The 3,008-nt window shown below is 52.9% G+C and carries 1 rRNA gene; it reads right to left on the bottom strand.

Annotated features, from left to right (window positions below):
• Window positions 1-34 precede the first annotated feature (34 nt).
• A 23S ribosomal RNA gene (locus BEB42_RS25745) occupies window positions 35-2,939 on the bottom strand.
• Between the last annotated feature and the right edge of the window lie 69 nt (window positions 2,940-3,008).

Raw genomic sequence — 3,008 nt, forward strand, 5'->3', positions numbered from 1 at the left:
TTCTCTCAATCCGCCAAAACACCTTCGGCGTTGTAAGGTTAAGCCTCACGGTTCATTAGTACCGGTTAGCTCAACGCATCGCTGCGCTTACACACCCGGCCTATCAACGTCGTCGTCTTCAACGTTCCTTCAGGACCCTTAAAGGGTCAGGGAGAACTCATCTCGGGGCAAGTTTCGTGCTTAGATGCTTTCAGCACTTATCTCTTCCGCATTTAGCTACCGGGCAGTGCCATTGGCATGACAACCCGAACACCAGTGATGCGTCCACTCCGGTCCTCTCGTACTAGGAGCAGCCCCCCTCAGTTCTCCAGCGCCCACGGCAGATAGGGACCGAACTGTCTCACGACGTTCTAAACCCAGCTCGCGTACCACTTTAAATGGCGAACAGCCATACCCTTGGGACCTACTTCAGCCCCAGGATGTGATGAGCCGACATCGAGGTGCCAAACACCGCCGTCGATATGAACTCTTGGGCGGTATCAGCCTGTTATCCCCGGAGTACCTTTTATCCGTTGAGCGATGGCCCTTCCATTCAGAACCACCGGATCACTATGACCTGCTTTCGCACCTGCTCGCGCCGTCACGCTCGCAGTCAAGCTGGCTTATGCCATTGCACTAACCTCCTGATGTCCGACCAGGATTAGCCAACCTTCGTGCTCCTCCGTTACTCTTTAGGAGGAGACCGCCCCAGTCAAACTACCCACCAGACACTGTCCGCAACCCCGATAAGGGGCCTACGTTAGAACATCAAACATTAAAGGGTGGTATTTCAAGGTCGGCTCCATGCAGACTGGCGTCCACACTTCAAAGCCTCCCACCTATCCTACACATCAAGGCTCAATGTTCAGTGTCAAGCTATAGTAAAGGTTCACGGGGTCTTTCCGTCTTGCCGCGGGTACACTGCATCTTCACAGCGAGTTCAATTTCACTGAGTCTCGGGTGGAGACAGCCTGGCCATCATTACGCCATTCGTGCAGGTCGGAACTTACCCGACAAGGAATTTCGCTACCTTAGGACCGTTATAGTTACGGCCGCCGTTTACCGGGGCTTCGATCAAGAGCTTCGCGTTACCGCTAACCCCATCAATTAACCTTCCGGCACCGGGCAGGCGTCACACCGTATACGTCCACTTTCGTGTTTGCACAGTGCTGTGTTTTTAATAAACAGTTGCAGCCAGCTGGTATCTTCGACTGATTTCAGCTCCACGAGCAAGTCGCTTCACCTACATATCAGCGTGCCTTCTCCCGAAGTTACGGCACCATTTTGCCTAGTTCCTTCACCCGAGTTCTCTCAAGCGCCTTGGTATTCTCTACCTGACCACCTGTGTCGGTTTGGGGTACGATTTGATGTTACCTGATGCTTAGAGGCTTTTCCTGGAAGCAGGGCATTTGTTGCTTCAGCACCGTAGTGCCTCGTCATCACGCCTCAGCCTTGATTTTCCGGATTTGCCTGGAAAACCAGCCTACACGCTTAAACCGGGACAACCGTCGCCCGGCCAACATAGCCTTCTCCGTCCCCCCTTCGCAGTAACACCAAGTACAGGAATATTAACCTGTTTCCCATCGACTACGCCTTTCGGCCTCGCCTTAGGGGTCGACTCACCCTGCCCCGATTAACGTTGGACAGGAACCCTTGGTCTTCCGGCGAGCGGGCTTTTCACCCGCTTTATCGTTACTTATGTCAGCATTCGCACTTCTGATACCTCCAGCATACCTCACAGTACACCTTCGCAGGCTTACAGAACGCTCCCCTACCCAACAACGCATAAGCGTCGCTGCCGCAGCTTCGGTGCATGGTTTAGCCCCGTTACATCTTCCGCGCAGGCCGACTCGACCAGTGAGCTATTACGCTTTCTTTAAATGATGGCTGCTTCTAAGCCAACATCCTGGCTGTCTGGGCCTTCCCACATCGTTTCCCACTTAACCATGACTTTGGGACCTTAGCTGGCGGTCTGGGTTGTTTCCCTCTTCACGACGGACGTTAGCACCCGCCGTGTGTCTCCCGTGATAACATTCTCCGGTATTCGCAGTTTGCATCGGGTTGGTAAGTCGGGATGACCCCCTTGCCGAAACAGTGCTCTACCCCCGGAGATGAATTCACGAGGCGCTACCTAAATAGCTTTCGGGGAGAACCAGCTATCTCCCGGTTTGATTGGCCTTTCACCCCCAGCCACAAGTCATCCGCTAATTTTTCAACATTAGTCGGTTCGGTCCTCCAGTTAGTGTTACCCAACCTTCAACCTGCCCATGGCTAGATCACCGGGTTTCGGGTCTATACCCTGCAACTTAACGCCCAGTTAAGACTCGGTTTCCCTTCGGCTCCCCTATTCGGTTAACCTTGCTACAGAATATAAGTCGCTGACCCATTATACAAAAGGTACGCAGTCACCCCATAAAGAGGCTCCCACTGCTTGTACGTACACGGTTTCAGGTTCTTTTTCACTCCCCTCGCCGGGGTTCTTTTCGCCTTTCCCTCACGGTACTGGTTCACTATCGGTCAGTCAGGAGTATTTAGCCTTGGAGGATGGTCCCCCCATATTCAGACAGGATACCACGTGTCCCGCCCTACTCATCGAGCTCACAGTATGTGCATTTTTGTGTACGGGGCTGTCACCCTGTATCGCGCGCCTTTCCAGACGCTTCCACTAACACACACACTGATTCAGGCTCTGGGCTGCTCCCCGTTCGCTCGCCGCTACTGGGGGAATCTCGGTTGATTTCTTTTCCTCGGGGTACTTAGATGTTTCAGTTCCCCCGGTTCGCCTCATTAACCTATGGATTCAGTTAATGATAGTGTGACGAATCACACTGGGTTTCCCCATTCGGAAATCGCCGGTTATAACGGTTCATATCACCTTACCGACGCTTATCGCAGATTAGCACGTCCTTCATCGCCTCTGACTGCCAGGGCATCCACCGTGTACGCTTAGTCGCTTAACCTCACAACCCGAAGATGTTTCTTGCGATTCATCATCGTGTTGCGAAAATTTGAGAGACTCACGAACAACT

Origin of the sequence: Escherichia sp. MOD1-EC5990, assembly GCF_002965285.1 — a bacterium.
Taxonomy (GTDB): Bacteria; Pseudomonadota; Gammaproteobacteria; order Enterobacterales; family Enterobacteriaceae; genus Escherichia; species Escherichia coli_F.